Genomic DNA, 19,582 nt, shown 5'->3' on the forward strand with positions numbered 1-19,582 from the left:
GGGTGGGTTTTAACCCACCGCCCCTTTGAAACATGCACCTGCGCGTCCCCAGACATCTTGGCCCAATGCACCCAACGTCATGAGATGAGGCAGTAACTGCCCGGCGAAATCTTCACTGCTTTCCGCAGGCAGCATCGAAGGTAGGTTATCAATCGCCGTTACATCCAAAACCGGATCATCGTGCACGCGCAGAGCTGGGTCAGCCCATGTCGTGGTCCGGTCATAAACCTTGATCGGTGAAAAATCGCTGTCTGGATCGCAAGCAATATCCCCAATGACTGACAGCTTACGGTCTGCGGCCTTCGCGTCCGCTGGCACGAACACAGGTGTCCCCGGTCGTGCAAGGATACAATTCAAGAAGATGTCATGCGCTAGCACCTCGGGGAAAGGACCGCCCGAAGCGGTTTCCGCCATGTCCCACTTGGTAACCTGCATCCCCATCGCCTCGCATAGATCAGCACCGCCAGTACCCACACGGCCCAGCGCTCCGATGATCAATGCGCTCGGGCGGGTGTCCCCTAACCGCGACAGCAAATCAGCACGCATGTCAGCAGCATTTGGATAAGCATGCACCGGGCCCGATTGCCCGTCGTTTTGTTGTGCGATCCAGCAAATCAGCGACACAGCCGCACCTGCATACCCTGCCCAATAGCCAAACGCCGCGACACGGCGACCATCTGCGTGGGTCAGATATTCCAGATCATACAGCGCACCGCCGCCCGCCTGAAACCGGTCCAGCAGGACGCGCCCCGATGGCTGCCCCTTGTAGGCATGACCGAACATGATGTGACGGTGGCGTAGTGGTGTGCCGTCTTCGGGCAATTCCTTGAGCCCAAAGATCAGCGCATCAGCTGGCGCATCCACCCATGAAAACTCGGGCGTGATGTCGCAACCGACTGCTGCGTATTCCGCAATTGGGATAATACGCTGACGGCTTTCTTCGACCGTGACCGTGAACCCTTGTTCCAGCAGCTGCGCTGCGCCGTCCGGCGTAAGGCCAACACGTTCTTCGTTGGTGCGGCTTTCCGCGCGAACCCAAAGATGCACCATTTTTCGTTCCTTAATAGTGAGTAATCGCATGCGCACGGTCTGGATGATCCAGATGCGGCGCTGCGTTGAAGCTTGCCAAAATCGGCCCCTGCGGAATGACGTGAACCCTATGCACTGACGTGTTCATGATTGGAAGCAATACATGCGCCAACCGTGTTGGGTCTAACAACAGCAAATGGCGCAAAATCATCCCAATCACACCACCAGATGTCACACATAGCACACGAACACCCGGCTGCGCGGCTTCTTGCAGCACACCTGTTACCCGTTCTTCAAACGATGCGAATGTTTCGACGCCTTGGATTTCAGCGCGATGCCAAGCTTCCATGACTTGTGGAATATGGGCCGCGAATTCATCCGGGCCGGGCATCGGCACACCGTGCACATCATCAAGCGCCTTACCGAGACTAAAATAGTCCATCTCATTAAGACGTGGATCAATGACAGGTTTTGCAAACCCCATCCCGGCTGCCGTTTCGCGGTGACGGCGTAGACTGCCGGCGATCACTTTGTCGAATGGGGCTTCGCGGTCGCGCAGGTAATCGCCCAACCAACGGGCCTGCTGATGCCCAAGATCTGACAGCTTGTCATAGCTTTCTTCGTCAGTCGCGCCTGAATTTGCCTGACCGTGGCGCACAAATATGATCTCGCCCATTGTCGTACTCCTATTTTCGGGGACGCTACGTTGGGATTTCATCCGTGGCAACGGCTGCGGATCGCCAAAATCGATCACACAGCCGTAATTTGGCAGAAATATTTCTCCTCACAATTATGCGTTCGCATAAGTTTTGTGATCGCGCCTAAACTCTGAGCATCGCACGAACGCACAGAGATGGAATTACTTTCGTTCACTGTCGCACAGAACCTAGCTATTGGGGCTGCCCGCACCATTTTCAAGAACTATTTCCGATCACATTGATCACCATTTTCGTGATCGAAATCGGCCTTTTCAAACGGCATCAAGCACCCGATATGCAATTCATCAACACGGCAAACAACGCCGCCGAGACAAACAATCAGCGGCATTAACGTCGCAAAATAAAAGAGAAAAAGGAACATATCATGTCTATCAAAAAAATCGCACTTGCTGCTGCAACTGTCGCCGCTCTGGGTTCTGCTGCTTCTGCAGAAAGCTACTTCGAGCTAGGTGAAAACTTGGATGCGACTTCAATTCTGGATCTGGGCATCGTTCGCGCTGAAGGTGACGGCGTTGTAGAGATCTACAAAAGCGCTTCAGGCGAAATCGGCACATTGATCGGAACTGAATCTGTCCACGCTGGTGCAAACAGCGACGTTCGCGTCAACGTTGGTGGTACACCACTGAACAAAGTGATCGCCCTGCTGAAAGTAGACGGTCAAGTTGTTGCTCAGCAAGATTACGACATCGTTCGCTAAGCTATCCGCGCAAGCGGTACTCCAGAAGGGTCGTCTTCCGTAAGGAAGGCGGCCTTTTTTCGTTCCGGCGCTTGCTGCCAGAATCTGAACGTGGGAATGTGCGCGGAACTTAAATACCCGTCCACACAGGTTACCCTATATGCCCGCTGCCACGCTGCTTCGTGATATCTTTGGTTTTGATGCGTTTCGCCCGGGCCAGCAAGATATCGTAGAGGCAGTAATCGCTGGGCAAAACACGCTGGCGATTATGCCAACAGGTGGCGGTAAATCCCTGTGTTTCCAATTGCCTGCGTTGGTACGCGATGGCGTTACTGTCGTTATTTCGCCGCTGATCGCCCTTATGCGCGATCAAGTGCGCGGACTACGCGAAGCTGGAGTTTCGGCAGGTGCACTTACTTCGGGCAATACCCAAGAAGAAACCGACGACGTTTTTGCCGCTTTAGAGGCTGGCACGCTGAAACTGCTCTACATGGCGCCAGAGCGGCTCGCCTCGGGTGGCACGGTCAACATGCTAAAACGCGTTGGCGTGAACCTGATTGCAGTCGACGAGGCCCACTGTGTCAGCCAATGGGGTCATGACTTCCGCCCTGATTACCTGCGCATCGGTGAATTACGCCGCACGTTGGATGTACCACTTGCCGCGTTCACTGCTACGGCTGACGCTGAAACCCAAGTCGAAATCGTGCAAAAACTGTTTGATGGTGCAGAGCCTTCTACATTCTTGCGTGGTTTCGACAGGCCGAACATCCACCTTGCCTTTGCGGTCAAAGACGGACCACGCGCGCAAATCTTGAACTTTGCTTCGGCCCGCAAAGGGCAGTCCGGCATTGTCTATTGTGGGACCCGTGCAAAAACAGAAACCCTTGCCAAAGCGTTGAACGATGCTGGTCATGCGACGTGCCATTATCATGGCGGCATGGAAGCCGACGACCGCCGCATCGTTGAACGCCGTTTCCAACAAGAAGACGGGCTAATCGTTTGTGCCACTGTCGCCTTTGGTATGGGCATCGACAAACCCGATATTCGCTGGGTCGCGCATGCCGACCTGCCGAAATCAATCGAAGGGTATTACCAAGAGATCGGTCGCGCCGGTCGTGATGGTGCGCCAGCCGAAACGCTAACGTTATTTGGCCCCGATGATATCCGGTTCCGCCGCCAACAAGTCGATGAAGGGCTAGCACCGCCCGAACGTCGCGCTGCTGACCATGGGCGTCTAAACGCGCTGTTAGGGTTGGCCGAGGCGCTTCGTTGTCGCCGTCAAAACCTGCTTGAGTATTTCGGTGAAACCCCAGGCCCCTGCGGCAACTGCGACCTTTGCGATAAACCCGCCGAGGTGTTCGACGGCACCACCGCTGTGCGTATGGCGTTGTCTGCTGCGCTGCGGACCGAAGAATGGTTCGGCGCGGGGCATCTAATCGACATTCTGCGTGGTGATCTAACCGATAAGATTCAGCAACGCGGGCACGATAGTTTGCCCACATTCGGCGTTGGCAAAGAATACGACAAACGCCAATGGCAGGCGATATTCCGGCAAATGATGGGGCATGACCTGCTTCGGCCTGACCGCGAACGCCACGGCGCGCTGCGCATGACCGAAGCCGCCCGGCCAATCTTGCGTGGCGAAGCAACCATCGAACTGCGGCGTGATACCATTCGCGCTGCGCGTGGCAGCGGACCCAAAGTCCGGATGCTTGTCAGCGAAGAAGACGCGCCATTACTGTCCGCACTTAAAGCAAAGCGACGCTATTTGGCAGAGCAAGGCGGGGTGCCAGCCTACATCATCTTCAATGACCGTACTCTGATCGAAATGGCCGAAAAGCGCCCAGTCACCTTGGACCAAATGGCGCAGATCGGCGGGGTTGGCGCGAAAAAGCTGGAAAGCTACGGTCGTGATTTCCTAGAAGTCATTGCTGGCGCAGTCGAAGAAACCCACCCCGCAAGGCGTAAACTAGCCGGACGGAACGAAGGTGAAATCTACGATCGGTTACTTGAAGTGCAAGCCGCATTGTCACGCGGTCCGCATGGCGCGGATAAACCGATGAGCTGCACCGCGTCCACGCTCGCTAAGGTGGCACAAATGCGCAACGCTGACGCTAGCCAGCTAGAACGCTTAATTGGAGAACGGTACGCCGAGCGATTTGGCGAAGCCTTTTTAGAGGTCATATCCTCCTGATAGCGTGTCGTTTTACCCACAGCCTGTCTGCAAAATAAAAAATCATTCACGGTCGCATTTAAAAATTTCGCCACATTTCTGTGCCCAAATGCCGTGTTTTACACTTGGTCAAATTTTCATCGTATCCCATTGTGGCTACACAAAAAATAGGCAGTTAGCGCTACCAGGACACGTGATCTGCGACGCCATTCAACCAAGTTTAAAGTAATTTCACGCCCGATCCCTGCCATAATGGCACCACAATTGTTCTCAGGATGCTGTGAAATCTCATTTGTATTGGCCGATATCCGTACATCGGGTAAACAATACGCCCTAAAATTTCAGCCCGCTCAGGGACCTAGTAGAATGGAGCTCTTCTTTGAAACACACCACCAGCACCAAACAACGTTCTATTTTGAGAACCCTCATTCTGGCGAGCACAACCGCGCTATGCACGAGCGCAGCAGCTGACGTTGTCACATTGCGGTCGACCGATGGTACGATCAACCTTCAGGGTAATTTGATCGGGGTCGTCGACGACTACTACCTTCTTCAAACCGCGTTGGGTGATCTTCGTATTGCGACCAACCGCGTACGTTGCGAGGGCGAAAGTTGCCCAACAACCAAAGCGATTGAAGCCGACATCACAATCAGCGGGTCTGACACTATTGCACAAGGTTTGATGCCCCTATTGATGGGCGGCTACGCGACATCACAAGATGCAGAATCCTCGGTGACCACCACTGCAAACGACGGAGAGTTCGCAGCAACGCTTGTCGGCCAACAAGGGTTCGGCGATTCGATGGGCACCTATCTGGTTAGCTCTAGCAACGCAGGCGACGCTTTCTCTGGGCTGCTCGACAACACTACGCAGGTCGCAATGTCCGCGCGTCCCATCACAGCAGACGAAGCCACAGCACTTGCTGCAAATGGCGCTGGCGACATGACCGCACTGGACCAAGAACACATTCTCGCGCTGGACGGCCTGGTGGTGATTGTTAATCAATCCAACCCAGTAACACAGCTATCCGTTTCCGACGTGGCGCGCATATATCGCGGCGAAGTTACAAACTGGTCGCAGGTCGGCGGACCCGATCTTCCTGTATCCGTGGTAACAAGCGACTCTGACACCGCTTCGGTCTTTAACGCAGGCGTGTTTGGCGGCAATTCACCAGCAAACGCACCCAGCGCATTTACGGCCACCGACAACGTCGAAGCCTCGAACTATGTTGACGAAAATGAAGGCGCGATTGCTTACGTTGGGTTTGCATTTAAGCGCGGACAGAAACCGCTAACATTGATCAGCGAATGTGGAATTGGCACAGAGCCTGATGCGTTTTCAGTTAAAACCGAGGAATACACATTGTTCCGCCGCTTATTCCTGTACAACCGCGGTGATGTTGCTGACCCAATGGCAACTGGGTTTATCGACTACGCGACATCTGATGCAGCGAACGGTGTTATCCGGCAATCAGGCTTTATCAATCTGGGCGTTGAGCGGGTCGAAATGGGCCTCGCAAGTCCGCGCGCCAAAACCGTTCTTCAATCAGGTACAAATGCCGCTGAACAGCGCGTGGCAAGTAATATGCTCGCGCTGATGGCAAACAACGACCGCCTGTCATCCACGTTCCGTTTCCGCACCGGCTCGACAATACTTGACCCTCGCGGCCAGGCTGACCTGACGCGGCTGGCAAACTATCTCAAGGATATGCCAGCAGGCACCGAAGTAACATTGGTCGGGTTCGCGGATTCGGTCGGTGCATTCGGTCCCAACCTGTCACTCGCAGAGGGACGCGCCGCCCAAGTGCGCGCCGCACTTGAAACACTCGCGGGCGATAGCCTTAGCGATGTGACAATCAAAACCACTGGTTTTGGTGAAATCGCACCGGCGGCCTGCAACACAACAGAATCAGGACGCCAAATTAACCGTCGCGTCGAAACATGGATCAGCACACAATGAGCGGGTTCAACAAGTTTTCAAACGCTATGACATCACAGATGTGCGGCAACGCGCATCTCACCCTGTCGCGGAGTAAAGAGGTCGCCATGTCTAAAAAGTCACCCATTGCCGCAACCAAGCAGCTTACAGGCGTTGTGATCGCCAGCGTTTGCCTAAGCACGTCAGTTTTCGCACAAAGCGAGGCCGACGCGGTTTATATGGCTGGCGCAGAGCGCGTGCATGTCGGCGGGTTGATGCGTGAAACGGCACAACGCATGGCCGTCGCGTCGTGCTTTTTCGACGCCGGGATCGAGATCGACGCCTACAGCGCACAAATCACGCAAAGCGTTGCCGACTATGACAGCTATCTAACAGCGCTGACAGAAGGTGACCCTGCACTAGGCATCGACACACCCGAGGAAGGGCGCGGACTGAACTCGACGATTTATAGTGTAACGTCACAGTGGGACCGCTTTAAAGAAGCCGCACTGGGGCGCCTAAACGGCGAAGGTCCGACTGACGGGACAGACTATGTTTCGCGTCACAACCTTAATATGATGCACACGTCAAAATACTTGCTACGCGAAATCATTGCTGACTACGCAATCCCGCCGGCCTTATTGCAAAGCGACGCATTTACCCTTGATATTGTGACCCGCCAGCCAGCGCTTTCCAATCAAATCAGCAAAGAAGCCTGCGGCTTGATAACCGGAAACACCGTGATGGGCAGCACAACACGTTTTGACAAATCTGTAGGTCGGTTTGACGCCTCGATGGGCGCGCTGATCAACGGTTTCGATAGCCTCGGCGTATCCGCGCCACCAACGCCAGAAGTTCGTGCATCGCTCGAAACCATCGCCGCAGATTGGACAACACTCAAAGCCGACCTTGATCAGGTGGCGGGATCGACAGACGTCACACTCGCCCTAAGCATCGATCAGCAATTCGAAGCAATTAACCGCAAATTCGACGAAATTATCCCCGCATACATCGAAAGCAGTAAATCGGGGCTCTGAACTGCTTAGAACAAAAAGCCGCGCGCAACCGATATGCGGGCGGCTTTTTGTCGAAAAGACAAAAAATCAACCCCACCTCCAAATCTGTTAACATCGCGCTACTTTCTGTCGTGCTTGACCGCTGCGCTTTGGGCGACTAGCAAGCGCGCAATCTGACAAAGGACATGAACGATGGCGCGCAAACGCAAGGGACGCGATATTTCTGGCTGGCTCGTGGTGGACAAACCCGCCGGGCTGACCTCGACCGCCGTGGTGAACAAAGTTCGCTGGGCGCTTGACGCGAAAAAGGCAGGCCACGCAGGAACACTTGATCCCGAAGCAACCGGCGTTCTAGCCGTGGCATTGGGCGAAGCGACAAAAACCGTTCCTTACATCACTGATGCCCTAAAGGCGTATACCTTTACCATTCGGCTTGGTCAGGCGACAAATACCGACGACGCCGAAGGCGAAGTCATCGCGACAAGCGATCTGCGCCCGGACGACGAAACCATCAAGGCCGCGCTTGGTGCCTTTATCGGCGACATCATGCAGGTTCCACCTCAGTTTTCAGCCGTCAAAGTAGACGGTGAACGCGCCTACAAAAAAGCGCGCGACGGCGAAGAAATGGAACTCGCGGCACGTCCGCTGTGGGTCGAAGAGCTTCTTCTTATTGACCGCCCAGACGCCGATCATGTCGTTCTGGAAATGACGTGCGGCAAAGGGGGCTATGTCCGCTCAATCGCCCGCGACCTAGGCGAGGCGTTAGGCTGTAAAGCCCACGTAAGATCGTTGCGCCGGATTTGGTCTGGACCATTTCAAGCGACCGATGGCGTAACCCTCGAAAAAATCGACGCGCTCGCAAAAACCACCGAATTAGACGCATTTATCCAACCCCTAGAAATCGGGCTCGAAGATCTACCAGAGGTCCGATGCCTTGCTGAAAGCGTAACAAAGCTGCGGAACGGCAACCCGGCGTCGGTGATCGCGTCAGGCATCGAATACGGCGAAGAAGTATGGGCATCCTTCGAAGGCAAGGCCATCGCTGTCGGCACCTACCGCGGTGGCGAAATCCAACCAACCCGCGTTTTTGTAACGTAGGGTGGATTTTAATCCACCTTCCCCTTCGCAGTGATGATTGTACGAAGCCATACCAAAGACGACGCGCCTTCGACCGCACTTTATTCGGACTGCGAACGCTACCGCTATGCGCTAACCAGAATCTGGGAAGACACTGGCAAGCGCGTAATGTTCGTGATGCTAAACCCATCCAAAGCAACCGAGGTTCAAAACGACCCAACAGTTGAACGTTGCGAAAGGCGTGCCCGTACACTGGGTTTTGGCGCGTTCCGGGTAACGAACATCTTCGCATGGCGCGAGACTGATCCCCACTTGATGCGCAAAGCCAATGATCCAGTCGGCTCAGAAAATGACGCCGTTCTATTGGAATCAGTTAATTGGGCGGATCAAATTATCGCCGCTTGGGGGACACACGGCGAACATTTGGAACGCGGTGCTGCGACAGCAGCGCTTTTGCACAAGACTGGGAAACCGATCTTTACCTTGGGGCTGACCAAATATGGCCACCCCAAACACCCACTATACATCAGCTATACTCAACAACCGATGCGTTGGGACCCGACGACACGTTAACCATTGCGGCAGTTTCCAGACTGCTCAACGCGTTGGCTATGCTAGAAAATAACCTGCAGGTGGGTCGATAGCGACTCGCTCGACCGTAGGTAATGACAATGTTGGCGATTTTAGGAATTCTTGGGGTGACAATGTCAGCAATTATGCTGGTGGACCCTGAAGACGACGAACCAGAGACCGCCACACCCGAAGACGGCCCCAATGAAATCGATGACGAATACATCATGCCAATGGACGAATTCATGGATGCGGTCGATGCAGACATGATCGTTTTTTCGGGTGATACCGATGATATTGTAACCACTGGATCAGGCGATGACTATCTCGATGGTGAAGGCGGTCATGACCTGCTGGCAAGTGGTGCGGGCGACGATGAAATCCACGGCGGAGCGGGTGATGACCAGATCAATGGCAATGCTGGGAATGATAACCTGTTTGGACACATCGGTGATGATCGTATCGAAGGCGGCTCTGGGAACGATAGTCTGAACGGTGGCGGTGGCAATGACATCCTATTGGGTGGCGCAGGCGAAGACATGCTGCTTGGTTCATTGGGTGACGATACATTAATCGGTGGCGGTGGTGCGGACACTCTGCATGGCGGCGCGGGCGACGATACTATTGAAGATCGCGCAGACAACGTCCGCGACTTTCTGAACGGCGGCGCAGGAAATGATGTGCTGATTGGCGGAAATGACGACATCCTAAACGGCGGCACTGGCGCTGATACCTTTGTGCTGGGGACCGACACCGGGACAATCATCCAAGACTTTGCGCCCGGCGAAGACGTAATCGAAATCAGCTATACGGGGAACGAACCGACAATCACAACACAGCTATCTGACGACGGTTTGGTATTGCTCGCCGACGATCAAATCGTTGCCACATTCAGTAATCTGACAGAACTTGATCTTTCTTCGGTCACGCTGGTTTCCACATAAAAAGCTTTCCTTTTTAGCGGAATCCCCCTAAACGCAGCCATCCGCGCAGGGAATCCCTTGCCGGAACCTCCACGGGCCTTTCTGGACGACATCCCGGATCGCGCCATTCACCCTTAATAACAAGGAGACCCCGATGTCGATTACTGCTGAAGATAAAGCACGGATCATGAAAGAATTTGCAACCAAAGAAGGCGACACAGGTTCGCCCGAAGTTCAGGTTGCTATCTTGTCATCGCGCATCGCGACACTGACAGAGCACTTCAAGACCCACAAAAAAGACAATCACGGCCGCCGCGGTCTGCTTAAAATGGTTGCTCTGCGTCGTAAGCTTTTGGACTACACGAAGGCCAAAGACGTAGCACGCTACCAAAGCCTGATCGAGCGTCTGGGCCTACGTCGCTAAGCCGACAAATCGAAGCACAGCTTCGGTAATGACATAAAACGTCCGCCTTTTGGTGGGCGTTTTTTACTTTGGGGTGGCTCGAAACTAATTCTCTTGAAAAGCAGCACAGCACACGCATAAGGTGTGCGAACAAATAACTCCAAATTTCATGGTTAGCAAAGGCCAAGTAGTTGAACGGACACAGTACAAAATGTGACCAAATCGTAGTTGAAAGAGCTTTCTCTTCCCAAATACACAAAATTCAGCTATGGCCCGCAAATCTTGAGAGACCGGCGCCCGCATTCCAGCGCCTGACAAAGAAGATACCGGAATGAGGGGGAATACGCCCCCTACGCAAAATGGGCTGCGGCCCGACTAGGAAAACATGATGTTTAACGAAGTTAAAAAATCGATGCAGTGGGGGCAAGAAACGCTCACACTTGAAACGGGCAAGGTTGCTCGTCAGGCTGACGGCTCTGTTATTGCCACGCTGGGTGAAACCAGTGTTATGGCAAACGTGACATTCGCACGCGCCCAAAAACCCGGCCAGGATTTCTTCCCTCTGACCGTTCACTACCAAGAAAAATACTATGCCGCCGGTAAAGTGCCGGGCGGCTTTTTCAAGCGCGAAGCACGTCCAACTGAAAAAGAGACGCTGACATCCCGCCTGATCGACCGCCCAATTCGCCCACTGTTCGTTCCCGGCTTCAAAAACGAAGTTCTGGTCATGTGTACAGTTCTGTCACACGACATGGTTAACGACCCAGACATGGTTGCGATGATCGCTGCGTCTGCTGCGTTGACAATTTCCGGCGCGCCATTCCGTGGCCCAATCGGTGCTTGTCGTGTTGGTTTCGTGGATGGCGAATACATCCTGAACCCTGAAATCGACGACATGCATAACCTGCGCCTGAATCCAGAGCAGCGTTTGGATCTTGTTGTAGCCGGCACCAAAGACGCCGTGATGATGGTTGAATCCGAAGCATACGAACTATCCGAAGCAGAAATGCTGGGCGCGGTTAACTTTGCACACGAGCAAATCCAGCCAGTTATCGACCTGATCATCGACCTAGCAGAAGAAACAGCGAAAGAGCCGTTTGACTTCGAACCTGTCGATTATTCTGATTTGTCCGCTGCTGTGAAAGCCGCAGGCGAAGACGCGATGCGCGCTGCTTATGCAATCACAGACAAGCAAGAGCGCACAGCCGCTGTTTCTGCTGCAAAGGCATCAATCATTGACGCACTGACCGACGAACAAAAAGAAGACGGCAACTTGGGCGCTGCGCTTAAGAAGCTGGAATCAAACGTTCTACGTGGCGATGTTGTGAAAAACGGCAAACGTATCGACGGTCGCGCACTGGACACTATTCGTCCAATCGTTTCAGAAACTGGTATCCTGCCACGTACACACGGTTCTGCCCTGTTTACGCGTGGTGAAACCCAAGGTCTGGTTGTGACGACATTGGGTACTGGCGACGACGAGCAAATGATCGACTCGCTGACTGGCATGTATAAGTCGAACTTTATGCTGCACTATAACTTCCCACCATATTCTGTTGGTGAAGTTGGTCGTGTGTCTGGCCCAGGTCGTCGTGAAATCGGTCACGGTAAACTGGCATGGCGTGCGCTTCAGGCTGTTCTGCCTGCTGCAACTGATTTCCCATACACAATCCGTCTGGTGTCTGAGATCACTGAATCAAACGGTTCGTCGTCGATGGCATCTGTTTGCGGTGGCTCTTTGTCCATGATGGACGCTGGTGTTCCGCTTAAGTCACCAGTTGCTGGTGTTGCGATGGGTCTGGTTATGGAAGACGATGGCGACTACGCGATCTTGTCTGACATCTTGGGTGACGAAGATCACCTAGGCGACATGGACTTTAAAGTTGCGGGTACTGAAAACGGTATCACGTCGCTGCAAATGGACATCAAGATTGCAGGCATTACGTCTGACATTATGTCCAAGGCGCTAGAGCAAGCGAAAGCTGGTCGTTTGCATATTCTCGAAGAGATGGGCAAAGCCCTGACAGGCGCGCAAGAATTTAGCGTTCACGCTCCTAAGATCGAGACAATGCAAATCCCAACCGACAAGATCCGTGAAGTTATCGGTTCTGGCGGTAAGGTCATCCGTGAAATCGTTGAAACATCCGGCGCAAAAGTCGACATCAATGACGACGGTGTGATCAAGCTGGCATCTAACGACGCTGAAGCGATCAAAAAAGCCTACGACATGATCCATTCAATCGTAGCGGAACCTGAAGAAGGCGTGATCTACAAAGGGACAGTTGTGAAACTGGTCGACTTTGGTGCTTTCGTGAACTTCTTCGGCAAACGCGACGGTCTGGTACACGTGTCCCAAATCGAAAACCGCCGCCTGAACCATCCTTCTGACGTTCTAAAAGAAGGTCAGGAAGTATGGGTTAAGCTGCTTGGTTTTGATGATCGCGGCAAAGTTCGCTTGGCTATGAAAATGGTTGATCAGGAAACTGGTAAAGAAGTCGTTAAAGAAGAAGCCGCTGAAGAGTAATTCAGCCCACTCTTAATTTACCCGAAGGCCCTGACATTCATTTGTCAGGGCCTTTTCAGTTTACGCTACATATTCATGCAAACCGGAGGACCGCACATTCAGCCCCAAAACAACCGTTGCGGTACTATCACAACCAACCACAAATCATAAAATTATGCTTCAGTTCAGCTATACCCACCGCCTAATTCCAGTAGGTAAAATTTATTCACTTTTTGGAGACTAATAATGAATTATACTTTTGCTAGCTGCGTAGCATTACTTGTTTCGTGTACTGCTGTCCAAGCGCAAGAAGCTGGCGATATGTCCGTCGGGCTTGGTGTTTCGACATTCGGCGGCAACCTTGAAGCTTCCTATGTCATCAACGAACAGTTTCGCGTTCGCGGGGCGCTAATGGGTGGCTTCTCTTATGAAGATTCCGGCTCTGAGCCTGGTGACGGTTCATATGAATTTGATGCAAGCCTTGGTGGTGTTGCCGTCTTAGCAGATTACTATCCAACTCAAAGCGGCTGGCGTGTTTCAGGTGGCCTGTTCCTATCCAACACAGATTTCACCGGTGTTGCAGAAGCGTCAGCTGCCAACCCCATCGAGATTGATGGAACTGAGTACACAAGTGGTTCTGTGACGACAAAGTCTGAATTCAACAACACCGTCGCACCTGTCCTGACAACCGGTTATGATCTGCATTTCGCAGACAACTGGACATTCAGCAGCGAAATCGGCGCGATTTTCATCGGTGGTGTTGATCTGTCAGCGGAATCTGACGATGCCACGTTGCAAGCTGAAATTGACAGCAGCGACGACTACGCAGAAGCGCGTGACGATGCGGATGATCTAAACATCTATCCGTACCTCAGCCTTGGGCTTGCGTACCGTTTCTAAAATTTTGTGGACCGCATCCAATCTTGAATGCGGTCCATTTTTCTTAAAGCTTCGTCGTGCGTAGGTAAGGTAGCACTGTTTTGAAATCGCCGTATTTCGCTTTGGCATCTTCATTGCTTACCGACGCTGGAATGATCACATCATCACCGACATTCCAGTTTGCAGGCGTAGCCACGCCCTGACCAACCGATGTTTGCAAACCATCCAGCGCACGCAGGACTTCGGCAAAATTACGGCCGACTGTCATTGGATATGTCATCGACAGCTTTAGCTTCTTGTCTGGCCCAACGATAAAGACAGAACGCACTGTCGCGCTATCCGCAGGTGTACGCCCGTCAGGCATGTAGGCCTCGGCAGGAAGCATGTCGAAGGCTTTAGCCATCTCCAGCCCCTCGTCGGCAACGATCGGAAAGCCTGCTTTGGTGCCAGCAACAGTTTCGATGTCGCCTTTCCACTTTTTGTGATCTTCGACACCATCAATACTGATGCCCAGAACCTTCGTTCCGCGTTTTTCCCATTCGTCTGCCAACTGCGCGACCGCGCCAAATTCTGTAGTGCAGACGGGGGTAAAGTCCTTGGGGTGCGAAAACAGAACTGCCCAGCTATCGCCAATCCAATCATGCAGGGAAATCGTGCCGTGATCTGTCTCAACCGTCATATCGGGTATTGTATCGTTAATGCGTAGGCCCATTGGAACGCTCCTTTGTTGTAATGCGTTAATGGATATATATGCCCGCAACGCTGATTGCGCTACGGGGGTCATACCCTTTGTCGCAGTCTGACGTGTATTCATGTTCATTTTCGAACCATTGCAGTGCGCCCAGTGGTATTTAGTGCGGATCAAAACACGCTACTTATGCGGCAACAGATCAGGAGATGACCAATGCTAAAACAAATTAAAGGCCTGCATCACGTCACATCGCTGGCCAGTGACGCTCGAACAAATAATGCGTTCTTTACTAACGTGCTTGGATTGCGGCGCGTCAAAAAGACCGTCAATTTTGACGCCCCCGACGTTTACCACCTTTACTATGGTGACGAAGCCGGCACGCCGGGGACTGTAATGACGTATTTTCCGTTTCCAAACGCTGGTCGCGGCATCGCAGGTACTGGCGAAGTTGGGCGAACATCGTTCAGCATCCCAACAGGGACGTCACAGGCATGGCTTGATCGCTTGGCCACATTTGAAACGACGGCACTGTCCCAAGACGTCCGCTTTGGTCAAAAACGCATCTTGTTTGATGGGCCAGACGGCGACAGATTTGCCCTTGTCGAAAGCAATGATGACCGCGCACCATGGACTGGCAATGGTGTCAGCGCTGATATCGGTATTCGCGGTTTCCATTCGACCGACATGCAACTGACCGATGACGCCCAAAGCACAGAACTGCTAAAGTTCATGGGCTACGAAAAGCAAGAGACAGAAAACAACGTGACTCGCTTCATCGTTCCGGGCGGGAATGATGCCAACGTGATTGATATTGAACTGACCCCAAGCGCACGCCGCGCAGCACAGGGCGCCGGATCAGTACACCACATTGCCTTTGCCGTCGAAAATCGCGCCCGCCAACTAGAAGTCCGCGAGGCGCTGTTGGACACTGGATATCAGGTTACGCCAGTCATCGACCGCGACTATTTCTATGCAATATACTTTCGCACGCCGGGTGGCGTATTGTTTGAAGTCGCGACAAACGAACCGGGGTTTGACCGTGACGAGGATACCGCGCACCTTGGCGAAGCACTGAAATTGCCGAGCCAGCACGAACATCTGCGCGCCCGACTTGAAGGCTACCTCCAACCAATCGGGAACTAATATGCCATATCACGCAAAACGCACAAAGGGCGCAGCGGGACAGCCGCTGTTCCTGACGTTTCATGGGACAGGCGGAAACGAGGATCAGTTCCACGGATTTGCAGAACAGCTCGCTCCGGGTGCGTATATCACATCCCCGCGGGGCAACGTAACCGAACATGGTGCCTTGCGTTACTTTCGCAGGGCAAGCGAAGGCGTCTATGACATGCCCGATCTTGCGCGCCGCACGACCGAAATGGCGCAGTTCATCCGCGCCGAGATATCGACGGCGAACGCACCTCGCACGTTTGGGCTTGGGTATTCAAACGGCGCGAACATTCTTGCGGCTGTAGCACTAGAACAGCCAGACATCGTTGATACTCTAATCCTGATGCATCCCTTAATTCCTTGGACGCCCAAACCACAGCCCAATCTTACTGGCCGCCGGATCTTAATCACGGCAGGAAAGCGTGACCCAATTTGCCCAGCACCCCAGACGCAGGCTCTTGCGGATTATTTCACAGCGCAAGGGGCGATTGTCACATTGCATTGGCATCAAGGCGGACATGAAATCAGCCAATCCGAAATCCAAAAAATCGCGGAATTTGTCGCTAGCTAAAACGGGCACTTTGCTGTGATGCGCGTACCTTGCCCGCCATCCGGGTGCCGAAACTGAAATGTCTCAGAATGAAGCATTAGCCGGGGGTAGTCGCCCGCAGGCCCTTCGGCGTAAAATGGGTCACCCAAAATTGGGTGACCCATGGCCAGCATATGCACCCGTAGCTGATGCGAACGACCGGTCTTAGGCATTAACCTCACGCGCGTCTCACCGTTGCCTTTACGCATAACGCGCCAGTCGGTCAGCGCTTGCTTTCCATTTTCATGGTCAACCATCTGTTTGGGACGGTTGGGCCAGTCCACGATCAACGGCAGATCAACCGTACCTGTCTTTTCCTGCACTTCGCCCCAGACCCGCGCAACATATGTCTTTTTGGTTTGACGCTTTTCAAACTGCAACCCTAGGTGGCGCTGCGCATGTGGGGTGAGCGCAAAAATCATCACCCCGGATGTGTCTCTATCTAGGCGGTGAACAAGAAGCGCAGTAGGAAACACCGCCTTCACACGCGCCATCAGGCAGTCGGCCAGCAACTCGCCCTTACCGGGAACAGACAAAAGCCCACTCGGCTTATCAACCAAAACGACCTCATGGTCGTCATGTAAGATGACAAGCGGATCCTGTGGCGGGTTATAGTCCGTCATCACACAGCTACGCGATCGCCGAAAATAGCAGATCCAACGCGAATATGTGTTGCACCCAGCGCAATAGCGCGCTCAAAATCACTGCTCATACCCATCGAAAGACCCGTTAAACCGTTGCGCGCTGCGATCTTCGCAAGCAGCGCGAAATGCAGTGATGGCTCCTCGTCCACGGGGGGAATGCACATCAATCCCTTAACGGGTAGATCAAGCGCGCGCACTTCGGCAATAAATGCGTCTGCCTGTGCAGGCAAAACGCCCGCCTTCTGCGGTTCCTCGCCGGTGTTCACCTGAATAAACAAATCTGGGCAATATCCAGTCTCTTGCGCCAACCGCACCATGGTCGCAGCCAACTTTGGGCGGTCAACAGTGTGGATCGCCTGTGCAAGCTCCATCGCTTGACGGACCTTATTCGTCTGCAACGGCCCAATCATGTGAAGATGAACGTCACTATAACTCTCACGGAACGCAGGCCACTTTCCTGCGGCCTCTTGCACCTTATTCTCACCAAAGACTCGATGCCCCTGATCCAAGACAGCCTCGACCCGGTCATTGGGTTGCACCTTAGACACTGCAATAAGGGTCACATCATCTTTTTTACGCCCTGATGCCTCACAAGCGGCACGGATACGGTCCTGAATATCAGCTAAGGGCATGTAAGGCTCCGAAAAATAAGGGTCACGTCACGTTTCAGGCCGAAATAAAGGCAATTAGAGACGATGTCACCGCCCAAAACACTGTGTGTCCTTGATGCATCATTTTCCGCGAACCCGCCTAATTATGGTCTAATTTACTTGAGTGTCAGAACCAATGGGCGCAGTTAAACGCCAATGCTAGGAAAACTGGCATTCTTGGGAATGCAAAACACGAGGGAATAAATCCATGAAAAGCATCCTTCTTACAACATCTGCGCTTGTTGCCTTTGCTGGCGCCGCAGCTGCTGAAGTATCTTTCTCCGGTGAAGCAACACTGGGCTACAACTCACGCATCGCTGGCGACAACGACGGTTTCTACTGGGACGCAAACGTTGCAACTGCAATGTCTCAGGAACTGGACAACGGCGTAACAGCTGCTGCGTCTTTTCAGTTTGACGCAATCGACAACGATAATGAAACAGACATCATCAGCGAAAGCTATGTTCTGTCTCTGACAACAGAATCTGCTGGCATGTACTACGGTGACACAGCATTTGCTGCTGAAACACTGTGGAAATCTGCAGGCGACATGGAATCTGACGGCTTCTCAGAAGCTGACGGCGAAACAGTTCTGCGCGGCGAAGCATCTTTCGGTGCAGTTGAAGCAGCCGTTTCTTACACAGTCGCAGATGCAGACAACAACTTCCCAACAGACGACAGCCACGTTGACCAACTGTCTGTTGCTGCTGCTGGTGACTTCGGTCAGTTCTCAGTAGTTGCTGCGTACCAAGAAGAATCCGAAGCTGCATTCGGTGTTCTGGCAAACGGCGCAAACGGTGACTACAACACGTCCGAAATCTTCGGTCTGTCTGTAGGCGCGTCTTTCTCTGGCGCAGACATCACAGTTGCATACGCATCTGACGAAACACTGGACGAATCTTCTGTAGGTGTTCAAGTTGCTTACCCATTCGGTCCAGTAACTGCGACAGTTTACTACGTTTCAGAAGACGACGCAGCTGACGAAGACAACTACGGTGTAACACTTGCTTACTCCGAAGGCGCACTGTCTGTTAAAGGCGACTACGACTACGACCAAGGCGTAAACAAAATCGGCCTGGACGGTTCTTACGACCTGGGTAACGGTCTGACTATCCTTGCTGGTGTTTACGACCAGTCTGACGACGCGACTGACGCAAACAACGGTACAGACGCATACATCGCAGGTGAATATGACCTGGGTGGCGGCGCATCTATCCTCGTTTCTTACGCAGAAGCTGAAACTGGTGGCGCAAAAGCAGACGACGAAGTTGGTGGCCCAGACTACCAAGACGGCGCGACTGTTGAGCTGACATTCGCATTCTAAGCGAAGCCAGTATTTGACTAAGCGAGAGCGGCCCTTTGGGTCGCTCTTTACTTTTGTGGGGACTGCTTTGTTGTATAACCGCTTGTGACCCGTTCAACCGTTCGCTACATATTTCGCCAATGGCAAAGTATCCCGGCAAAGGGGAAGTGGTTTGACGTCAATATTGAATTTTGTTCGCACAGGGCTTGTTGCTTTGTTGATCGGCTCGCTCGCCTCGTGTGGCGGTGGCCAACCCCACACACCACGCGGTACTGAAAACGTCGCGGTGAACCGATACATATGGGCTGCATCCCTTGATGTACTAGACTTTCTACCTGTACAATCTGCTGATCCGTTCACTGGTGTCATATCGACCGGCTACGGCACGCCCCCTGGCAGCGGCAACGCCTATCGCGCCACGATCCGCGTCATTGACCCCGCACTGGACGCGCGTTCGCTGCAAGTCGCACTGCAAAGCCGCAGTGGACCCGTTTCAATCGAAACACAAACAGCCATAGAAAACGCGATCCTCGCGCGCGCCCGACAGCTTCGTATCGCTGACGGCATCCTATAGCCTTCGGTATATCGCCCGATTATCAAATCCGCCGGGCCCCTGTTGCCCGGCGTTTGCATTCTTGAAAGACCGCCC

At 53.2% G+C, this 19,582-nt stretch carries 19 protein-coding genes; 14 read left to right on the top strand and 5 right to left on the bottom strand.

The genetic code is table 11. The annotated features are described in order from the left end of the window. Positions 1 to 9: 9 nt before the first annotated feature. Positions 10 to 1,050 carry a saccharopine dehydrogenase gene (locus tag CYQ09_RS14555; RefSeq protein WP_106746115.1) on the bottom strand — a complete coding sequence of 347 codons (1,041 nt, stop codon included), beginning with the start codon at positions 1,048 to 1,050 and terminating at the stop codon, positions 10 to 12. Between the two features lie 10 nt (positions 1,051 to 1,060). Beyond that, the gene (locus CYQ09_RS14560; protein ID WP_106746116.1) at positions 1,061 to 1,705 is read right to left on the bottom strand and encodes a histidine phosphatase family protein; all 645 of its coding nucleotides are present in this window, start codon (positions 1,703 to 1,705) and stop codon (positions 1,061 to 1,063) included. Between the two features lie 407 nt (positions 1,706 to 2,112). Here CYQ09_RS14560 and CYQ09_RS14565 point away from each other — a divergent pair, with 407 nt between their 5' ends. From CYQ09_RS14565 to CYQ09_RS14610, 10 genes are all read left to right on the top strand, one after another. Then, positions 2,113 to 2,445, top strand: a complete 333-nt coding sequence (locus tag CYQ09_RS14565) for a hypothetical protein (protein WP_106358538.1) — start codon at positions 2,113 to 2,115, stop codon at positions 2,443 to 2,445. A gap of 139 nt (positions 2,446 to 2,584) precedes the next feature. Then, positions 2,585 to 4,618, top strand: coding sequence for a DNA helicase RecQ (gene recQ / locus CYQ09_RS14570; RefSeq protein WP_106746117.1), 2,034 nt, complete (start codon positions 2,585 to 2,587; stop codon positions 4,616 to 4,618). Between the two features lie 358 nt (positions 4,619 to 4,976). Further along, positions 4,977 to 6,557, top strand: a complete 1,581-nt coding sequence (locus tag CYQ09_RS14575; RefSeq protein ID WP_106746118.1) for a phosphate ABC transporter substrate-binding/OmpA family protein — start codon at positions 4,977 to 4,979, stop codon at positions 6,555 to 6,557. An 86-nt stretch (positions 6,558 to 6,643) separates the two neighbouring features. Then, positions 6,644 to 7,552, top strand: a complete 909-nt coding sequence (locus tag CYQ09_RS14580) for a type IV pili methyl-accepting chemotaxis transducer N-terminal domain-containing protein (protein WP_162617689.1) — start codon at positions 6,644 to 6,646, stop codon at positions 7,550 to 7,552. 171 nt (positions 7,553 to 7,723) lie between these two features. Then, on the top strand, positions 7,724 to 8,629 hold the full coding sequence (gene truB, locus CYQ09_RS14585; RefSeq protein ID WP_106746120.1) for a tRNA pseudouridine(55) synthase TruB: 906 nt from the start codon (positions 7,724 to 7,726) through the stop codon (positions 8,627 to 8,629). 33 nt (positions 8,630 to 8,662) lie between these two features. Beyond that, positions 8,663 to 9,181: a DUF1643 domain-containing protein gene (locus CYQ09_RS14590; protein WP_106746121.1), complete on the top strand. Its 519-nt coding sequence runs from the start codon at positions 8,663 to 8,665 to the stop codon at positions 9,179 to 9,181. Between the two features lie 98 nt (positions 9,182 to 9,279). After that, the gene (locus CYQ09_RS14595) at positions 9,280 to 10,122 is read left to right on the top strand and encodes a calcium-binding protein (protein ID WP_239495958.1); all 843 of its coding nucleotides are present in this window, start codon (positions 9,280 to 9,282) and stop codon (positions 10,120 to 10,122) included. A gap of 133 nt (positions 10,123 to 10,255) precedes the next feature. Continuing rightward, a complete protein-coding gene (gene rpsO / locus CYQ09_RS14600) occupies positions 10,256 to 10,525 on the top strand; it encodes a 30S ribosomal protein S15 (protein WP_106746122.1) in 270 nt (89 codons plus the stop codon). Between the two features lie 367 nt (positions 10,526 to 10,892). After that, a complete protein-coding gene (gene pnp, locus CYQ09_RS14605) occupies positions 10,893 to 13,028 on the top strand; it encodes a polyribonucleotide nucleotidyltransferase (protein WP_106746190.1) in 2,136 nt (711 codons plus the stop codon). A gap of 225 nt (positions 13,029 to 13,253) precedes the next feature. Next, on the top strand, positions 13,254 to 13,907 hold the full coding sequence (locus CYQ09_RS14610) for a hypothetical protein (protein WP_106746123.1): 654 nt from the start codon (positions 13,254 to 13,256) through the stop codon (positions 13,905 to 13,907). Between the two features lie 43 nt (positions 13,908 to 13,950). On the opposite strand, the gene CYQ09_RS14615 is transcribed toward CYQ09_RS14610, so the two are convergent. After that, positions 13,951 to 14,598 (bottom strand): peroxiredoxin, encoded by a 648-nt coding sequence (locus tag CYQ09_RS14615; protein ID WP_106746124.1) that lies wholly within the window; start codon positions 14,596 to 14,598, stop codon positions 13,951 to 13,953. A gap of 192 nt (positions 14,599 to 14,790) precedes the next feature. Between CYQ09_RS14615 and CYQ09_RS14620 the strand changes: the two genes are divergently transcribed. After that, positions 14,791 to 15,720 carry a VOC family protein gene (locus CYQ09_RS14620; protein WP_106746125.1) on the top strand — a complete coding sequence of 310 codons (930 nt, stop codon included), beginning with the start codon at positions 14,791 to 14,793 and terminating at the stop codon, positions 15,718 to 15,720. 1 nt (position 15,721) lies between these two features. Further along, positions 15,722 to 16,318, top strand: a complete 597-nt coding sequence (locus CYQ09_RS14625; RefSeq protein ID WP_106746126.1) for an alpha/beta hydrolase — start codon at positions 15,722 to 15,724, stop codon at positions 16,316 to 16,318. Here the strand turns inward: CYQ09_RS14625 and CYQ09_RS14630 are convergent. Together CYQ09_RS14630 and CYQ09_RS14635 are read right to left on the bottom strand one after the other, a co-directional pair. Further along, on the bottom strand, positions 16,315 to 16,959 hold the full coding sequence (locus tag CYQ09_RS14630) for a pseudouridine synthase (RefSeq protein WP_106746127.1): 645 nt from the start codon (positions 16,957 to 16,959) through the stop codon (positions 16,315 to 16,317). The genes CYQ09_RS14625 and CYQ09_RS14630 overlap by 4 nt on opposite strands. Then, positions 16,959 to 17,612, bottom strand: a complete 654-nt coding sequence (locus tag CYQ09_RS14635) for a YggS family pyridoxal phosphate-dependent enzyme (RefSeq protein ID WP_106746128.1) — start codon at positions 17,610 to 17,612, stop codon at positions 16,959 to 16,961. Before CYQ09_RS14635 ends, CYQ09_RS14630 begins: the two co-directional genes overlap by 1 nt. A gap of 226 nt (positions 17,613 to 17,838) precedes the next feature. On the opposite strand from CYQ09_RS14635, the gene CYQ09_RS14640 reads away from it, so the two are divergent. Both CYQ09_RS14640 and CYQ09_RS14645 read left to right on the top strand, forming a co-directional pair. Next, positions 17,839 to 18,954 (top strand): porin, encoded by a 1,116-nt coding sequence (locus CYQ09_RS14640; protein ID WP_106746129.1) that lies wholly within the window; start codon positions 17,839 to 17,841, stop codon positions 18,952 to 18,954. A gap of 199 nt (positions 18,955 to 19,153) precedes the next feature. Further along, the gene (locus CYQ09_RS14645; RefSeq protein ID WP_239495962.1) at positions 19,154 to 19,507 is read left to right on the top strand and encodes a DUF3576 domain-containing protein; all 354 of its coding nucleotides are present in this window, start codon (positions 19,154 to 19,156) and stop codon (positions 19,505 to 19,507) included. The last annotated feature ends 75 nt before the right edge of the window (positions 19,508 to 19,582 follow it).

Origin of the sequence: Yoonia maritima, from assembly GCF_002933395.1 — a bacterium.
GTDB lineage: Bacteria > Pseudomonadota > Alphaproteobacteria > Rhodobacterales > Rhodobacteraceae > Yoonia > Yoonia maritima_A.

Excerpts from the sequence above, each read along its gene's own strand:
- CYQ09_RS14560 (WP_106746116.1), bottom strand. The coding sequence starts at position 1,705 with ATGGGCGAGATCATATTTGTGCGCCACGGTCAGGCAAATTCAGGCGCG.
- truB (WP_106746120.1), top strand. The coding sequence starts at position 7,724 with ATGGCGCGCAAACGCAAGGGACGCGATATTTCTGGCTGGCTCGTGGTG.
- CYQ09_RS14565 (WP_106358538.1), top strand. The coding sequence starts at position 2,113 with ATGTCTATCAAAAAAATCGCACTTGCTGCTGCAACTGTCGCCGCTCTG.
- CYQ09_RS14640 (WP_106746129.1), top strand. The coding sequence starts at position 17,839 with ATGAAAAGCATCCTTCTTACAACATCTGCGCTTGTTGCCTTTGCTGGC.
- pnp (WP_106746190.1), top strand. The coding sequence starts at position 10,893 with ATGTTTAACGAAGTTAAAAAATCGATGCAGTGGGGGCAAGAAACGCTC.
- CYQ09_RS14630 (WP_106746127.1), bottom strand. The coding sequence starts at position 16,959 with ATGACGGACTATAACCCGCCACAGGATCCGCTTGTCATCTTACATGAC.
- CYQ09_RS14595 (WP_239495958.1), top strand. The coding sequence starts at position 9,280 with ATGTTGGCGATTTTAGGAATTCTTGGGGTGACAATGTCAGCAATTATG.
- CYQ09_RS14555 (WP_106746115.1), bottom strand. The coding sequence starts at position 1,050 with ATGGTGCATCTTTGGGTTCGCGCGGAAAGCCGCACCAACGAAGAACGT.
- CYQ09_RS14625 (WP_106746126.1), top strand. The coding sequence starts at position 15,722 with ATGCCATATCACGCAAAACGCACAAAGGGCGCAGCGGGACAGCCGCTG.
- recQ (WP_106746117.1), top strand. The coding sequence starts at position 2,585 with ATGCCCGCTGCCACGCTGCTTCGTGATATCTTTGGTTTTGATGCGTTT.
- CYQ09_RS14590 (WP_106746121.1), top strand. The coding sequence starts at position 8,663 with ATGATTGTACGAAGCCATACCAAAGACGACGCGCCTTCGACCGCACTT.
- CYQ09_RS14610 (WP_106746123.1), top strand. The coding sequence starts at position 13,254 with ATGAATTATACTTTTGCTAGCTGCGTAGCATTACTTGTTTCGTGTACT.
- CYQ09_RS14580 (WP_162617689.1), top strand. The coding sequence starts at position 6,644 with ATGTCTAAAAAGTCACCCATTGCCGCAACCAAGCAGCTTACAGGCGTT.
- rpsO (WP_106746122.1), top strand. The coding sequence starts at position 10,256 with ATGTCGATTACTGCTGAAGATAAAGCACGGATCATGAAAGAATTTGCA.
- CYQ09_RS14615 (WP_106746124.1), bottom strand. The coding sequence starts at position 14,598 with ATGGGCCTACGCATTAACGATACAATACCCGATATGACGGTTGAGACA.
- CYQ09_RS14635 (WP_106746128.1), bottom strand. The coding sequence starts at position 17,612 with ATGCCCTTAGCTGATATTCAGGACCGTATCCGTGCCGCTTGTGAGGCA.
- CYQ09_RS14620 (WP_106746125.1), top strand. The coding sequence starts at position 14,791 with ATGCTAAAACAAATTAAAGGCCTGCATCACGTCACATCGCTGGCCAGT.